Source organism: Pseudomonadota bacterium, assembly GCA_026388215.1.
GTDB lineage: Bacteria > Desulfobacterota > Syntrophorhabdia > Syntrophorhabdales > Syntrophorhabdaceae > JAPLKF01.
Genome location: JAPLKF010000138.1, coordinates 1 through 5,518, shown reverse-complemented (window position 1 = coordinate 5,518; position 5,518 = coordinate 1). Strand labels below are relative to the sequence as shown.

Here is a 5,518-nt window from a genome sequence, read left to right as displayed (position 1 = left end):
TGATTATGCCCTGATATCCTGATATACCCCCATCATTTCCATACCTGATTGTCGCTGTAATCAGGCACTCCATCTCTTGCCCAGTCTTCTTGCGGAGCTTAATCTCATAATCCCTCACCGAACCCTTTTCTTCTATCGTCTTTCTGAACATATCTCTATCAGCAGGATTCGCATAGGTATCTTTTGCATATAAGGGAACCATCTCTTCCTTTGAGTAGCCGAATAAATCCAGATAGGCCTGGTTGAAGTCGATGAACCTCCCTTCTTTTGTTGTGATATAGATTGCATCCCTCGAATCTTCAAAGAGAGCACGTAATTTTTGTTCACTTTTCTGGAGAGCTGCTTCTGCCTCTCTGCGATTTGTAATATCTCTAAGTAGCAGTACCGCACCATCTTTAGCGCTCAGGTTACCTGTTATGATTTCGAGAGGTATCTGTCCTCCGTCTTTCCTTTCGCCTTGTGCGAACCCTATATGGTACCCTTCTTGTTCGGGTATTTCGTCTGTTTCTTGAAGTTCTTTAGTTTCAGATTGCTCATGGAAATATAAAAGGTCAGTTTTTTTATCAATAACTTCGTCTGGTTCGTAGCCAAACATCCTTTGTATCGAAGGGTTACACATGATGATATTCTTCTCCCTGTCTACCACGATTAATGTATCAGGACTTATGCTTGAGATTATATCTTCCATTTCCTGCTGCTTTTTTTCAGCCCTTTTCCATCTATGGTAAGTTATGTAAAGGAGTCCGGCCAGATAGAGGAAGATGAAATTTACCACATATTCGGTAACAAGCGGCGCAAGATCACTAAAATAACTGTAGAGCCTTTCGCTGAGATGAATAGATACTATGAAGAAGGGAAATGTGATTGAAAGAATGGTAGCCAGAACAATGTCCCGCCACTCTTTTGTTTTTCTTCTTCCTACCAGTTTCATAGTTATATAATCATATAATACATAATCGTCAACGAATATACAAGATTATCAAGAAGTTTTGGCGTTTATTGAGGGAAGGTTGGGAAAATGTGGTTATATAGGAAACATGCTATAATTTATGGAGTTATATCTTTTAGTTTTTTGAGTACGGGGGTTATCCCATACTCCTCCATATCACCACTTTCTATGATGACCTTACCACCATACCCTGCCTCTTTAAGGGACCTTAATATTCGCTTCATATCCATATTGCCGTTCATGAAGTAATGGTCATCCTTTATTCCCATATTGTTGTGGATATGAACGTGGAATACATTTTCTATACCCGTTACCCTTAAGTCCTCTATAATAGCACCTTCGGGGTCTTTCTCCCCTTTTGAGCATTTCGTGATATATGCGTGTCCTATATCCAGCGCGATGCCAATATCCGGAATCATGTCTTGCAGTTCTTTAAAATCTCTCAGTTCATAAAAAAAGAAAAAGGGCATATGCACATTCTCAAGGGCTATCCTTAAATTCCTTTCCTTTGCATAAATGGTAAGGTTTTTTAGGTCTTCAATGAATGCCTCTCTCGTTTTGTCCTCTATGCCTTTTAATTTGTCCATGAGAAAGGTATAACCCGGATGTATAACCACAGGGTCACATCCAATTCTATGTGCTAAATCCAATGACAGCCTTATCCTTTCCCTGGAAATTTCCCTTATATCGTTAAAAAAACTGCCGAGATTTATCTCAAAAAAGGGGGCGTGCATTGAAAATTCCACCCCTTTTCAAAAAGGCATTGCCCATATTCAGGGCATGGGGTATCTCATAGGAAAGTTCTATTACCCTTATCCCGGAAGATACAGTATCATCGATTATTTCCAGTATATTCTTTTTAACAAAAAAGAAGGTTGAAAAACCAAAATTCATTATTACCTGTTAGCTTTCAGCATTCAGCTATCAGCAATCAGCCCGTTCAAAAACTCCGAAAGCCGACTGCTGAAGGCTAATACCCATTTATTTGCCCGTCAGCTATGAGCTGGTTTTACTTAATTGCCACTTTTATCTGGGAAACAATTTCCTCACTGCTCAATGAACTGATAGATTTTAAAAGACCCTCTTTCCTGTAGAAATCTATCAGAGGGGTAGTTTTTTCATTGTAGGTCTCAAGCCGTTTGGTAATGGCCTCCACAGTTTCATCGGCACGCTGAACTGCAGGAGAGCCGCACTTTATGCATTTACCATCCGGTGTGGGGGGCTTGCTCTTAATGTTGTATATTTCCTGACAATCTGGATTTGAACAGGTTCTGCGTGTAGTCAACCTGTCAAGAATAACCTCTTTCGGGACATCAAGGTTAACCACCACATCCAGTTTCAGGCTTAGTTTTTTCAATAGTTCCCTTAATGCCTCAGCTTGAGGAATGGTTCTTGGAAAGCCATCGAGTATGAACCCTTTCCCGCAATCTGGGTCCCTTAGCCTTGCTTCCATGATATCCATAATGAGTTTATCCGGAACAAGCTCACCGCGCTCCATATAACCCTGAACCTCCAGGCCCAGTTTTGTTTTTGCTTTTACTGCGTTTCTCAAAATATCACCCGTTGAAATCTGCACAGACCCATCATAGTCGGTCAATAGTTTCGCAACTGTCCCTTTCCCGGCACCGGGGGCTCCCAATAAAACGATTCTCATTGTACATCCTCCTTATATAGAATTCTTGCGTGTATTAAAGGCTACAAATTATACAACCTTTCCAAACAATCAAACCCTCTATTTGTTTTTTGCCTTTTCCTGCTTTTCTTTCCTCTTTTCCTTCAAGGTTTTTTGTGGAGCCTTCTTACCTTCCCTTTTCTGTCTGCTTTTTTCCTTCATAACCCCTCCTGTGTAATTATGCCAATGATTTTATCAAAGAAAACACAAAAAATCATCGAAAAAAACATCTGTGTTATGCCGCCTTCCCTGCAATAAAATGATGAACGAGAAATGCACCTCCATAAGAAATGATAATTGAAATGAATGTCCCCGCCCATAATCCAAATGGCAAATACGTATATCTCACCGCTACCCCATATATTACAACACTGATGGCACCCAGGATGGATGCCTTCATAACAGCCGATGAGAATGAAGCCCCATGAGCAAAATATGTAATGAATAAAGTGCTGATAAACATGGCTGGAAACATAGCAAACATACCACCCAACAGGGGACCACCAATCTTCGCCAGCACGACAGTTAGGGCAATGATAAACCCGCTGAAGAGTCCCCTGAATATCATAATTGAAGATGTATACCTTATCTTTTTCCCTGATTCAGACTTAATCTGCAATTTTCGCTCTACTACATAATAAGATATGATTAGCAGGCATATATAAGCAATCAGGGATAATGTAAGGCTGCTGAATTTGATGAGAACAAGGGCTGATGAGAAGAGAAGCCATACGAGCAATGAACCGGATAAGGCCAGCCAGAAATTAATCCTCAAAAGAAAAATATATGCAACAAGAAAGAGACAGTTGATACCCCCAATGATCGGAACAATGGTTGTGGCCTCAACAGCGACACGGGTAGATTGTGTCCACGCAATAAAAAACAGAGATATCAATATGGTGGATGGGAGTCCTGCGACCAACCCACCTATCTTTGTGCCATGTTTTTCAGCAAGTACAGTCCCCGTGGTTATCCAGAAACTTCCCACGATAAACGACAGAAAAAGTTTAAGCAGAAAAATGTTATCCATGATTTAGAGGGTAACAGATACCTTTTCACAGTGTCAACGGTTTAAAGCGGTAAGGAGTATGAAGTAAGCGGTAGGTAGAAAAAAACTATGAATATAAATACTGGAGTTTCCTGACTTTTGCTGACGCATAACGTTATTCAATAGAAATATCAAAGAGTTGAAGATAGTTTGATTAGAATCCTGACTGTAATGGCCGGAAGAACTTTGCGGCTCCTTCGAGCCGAAACAGTATTTCAAAAGTTTTTATTACTTACTGAGGAGTGTGCGGCAGGGTAAAATAAAAGGTTGCACCCTCGTCAACTTCTCCTTCAGCCCAGACCCTCCCACCGTGTAGATTTATAATCCTCTGAACAATTGCAAGCCCTATCCCTGTTCCTTCGTATTCATCCGCACTGTGCAGTCTCTGGAATACCCCGAAAAGCTTCTCCTTATATTGCATATCAAACCCGACACCATTATCCTTCACATAATACGTATTCTCCCCGTCCCCTTCAAAACCACCTACTTCTATGATGCCAATATCCCTTTTCCTGGTAAACTTTACACCATTGGAAAGTAAATTCAACAGGACCTCGCGTATCATCGACATATCACCTTGAGCGGATGGTGGATTATTCATTATAAGTCTCAGCTTTCGCCCGTGCGTGATTACCTTGAGTTCCTCAAAAACACTCTTCGCAAGCTCTCCTATGTTTATTTCCGAGATTTTAAGCTCCTGGCGCTTCAGGTGAGACAGGGCAAGGAGGTCATTGATAAGCTGCTGCATCTCTTTGGTGCAGCCCTGAATGGCGTTTAAAAAGTGTAGTGCTTTATCATCAAGCTGTGCTGCATACCTTCTCAAAAGGATGCGGGAAAAACCATCAATGGAAATAAGGGGGGTCCTCAGGTCATGGGAGACAGAGTAAGAAAATGCTTCCAGCTCTTTATTGGCAGCCTCAAGCTGTGCTGTACGTTCCTTCACACGTTTCTCAAGTTCCTTATTCAACTTACGGATTTCCTGCTCGGCCCTCTTAAGCTCCGTAATATCCATAAAGGATAATACGCTTTTCTTCGTCCCAGGTATGACATCCACCGTTATGTAGATATTCCTCAATTCTCCCTGCCTGTTGACGAATTTGAACTCGTAATTCTTCGGCGCAGCCTTAGGATGAAGTCTGCGCAACTTATGATATTGCAGCATCTTTTCGAGGTCATCCTTTGCGATAAACTCTGTCCAGCTTTTTCTGTCCTCAATGTCCTCTTTTATATAACCGGAAAGCTTTTCAAATTGGGTGTTTACCAGAGATATGGTTGTATCCTCCTCACTGATACTGGTCGCGGTCCCGGTATTTTCAAAGATGGTACGGTACATATCTTCTGATGCAAATTTAACATCCTTTTTTCTCTTGGGTTTCGCCCCTGTTTTCGTTTTTTTCATGGGTTTCTTATCTCCCTTATTTAACCCTGCTCATACTGGAACCCTAAAAATAAAAAACAATTTTTCAAATACATTTTAACCATAGTTCATAAATGACGTAAAGAATTTTCTAAATGCCATCCAAAAACTGATCCTCGGTATAGCTAAACCTTAACCTTAACCTCAGCCTGCCTTTTCACTGCTGGGGTGAAAAAACAGTGTTCCGGCGCATCTTAAGTCTATTTTGTTTCTTTCGTCTCTCTGGTCTCTCTGGTCATGACAAAATAGACAAGAAAGACTGAATAGACAGGATAGACGAAATTTGAATCAGCAATCGAAAATTGCTCCAAACCATGCTATACTACATCCATGAAAAGGATAGTCTCCTTTGACCTTGATGGAACAATTGTAAATGGCCAGTTCGGTGAAATGGTATGGAATCATGGTATCCCTGAAGAATTCTCCAAAAAA

Annotated in this window: 6 protein-coding genes; all 6 read right to left on the bottom strand. The window is 41.0% G+C overall.

The window, feature by feature from the left end; genetic code table 11:
- A partial coding sequence (locus NTU69_08315) for a PAS domain-containing protein (GenBank protein MCX5803517.1) occupies positions 1 to 931 on the bottom strand: 931 nt, incomplete at its 3' end.
- Between the two features lie 116 nt (positions 932 to 1,047).
- A complete protein-coding gene (locus tag NTU69_08310; protein MCX5803516.1) occupies positions 1,048 to 1,683 on the bottom strand; it encodes a sugar phosphate isomerase/epimerase in 636 nt (211 codons plus the stop codon).
- Entirely contained in the window at positions 1,664 to 1,843 is a 180-nt protein-coding gene (locus NTU69_08305; GenBank protein MCX5803515.1) for a hypothetical protein, read from the bottom strand. Before NTU69_08305 ends, NTU69_08310 begins: the two co-directional genes overlap by 20 nt.
- A gap of 115 nt (positions 1,844 to 1,958) precedes the next feature.
- Positions 1,959 to 2,603, bottom strand: coding sequence for an adenylate kinase (locus tag NTU69_08300; protein ID MCX5803514.1), 645 nt, complete (start codon positions 2,601 to 2,603; stop codon positions 1,959 to 1,961).
- Positions 2,604 to 2,856: 253 nt separating this feature from the next.
- Complete coding sequence (locus tag NTU69_08295; protein MCX5803513.1) at positions 2,857 to 3,651, bottom strand: DUF3147 family protein; 795 nt, start codon at positions 3,649 to 3,651, stop codon at positions 2,857 to 2,859.
- A 250-nt stretch (positions 3,652 to 3,901) separates the two neighbouring features.
- Entirely contained in the window at positions 3,902 to 5,068 is a 1,167-nt protein-coding gene (locus NTU69_08290) for a PAS domain S-box protein (GenBank protein MCX5803512.1), read from the bottom strand.
- Positions 5,069 to 5,518 lie beyond the last annotated feature (450 nt).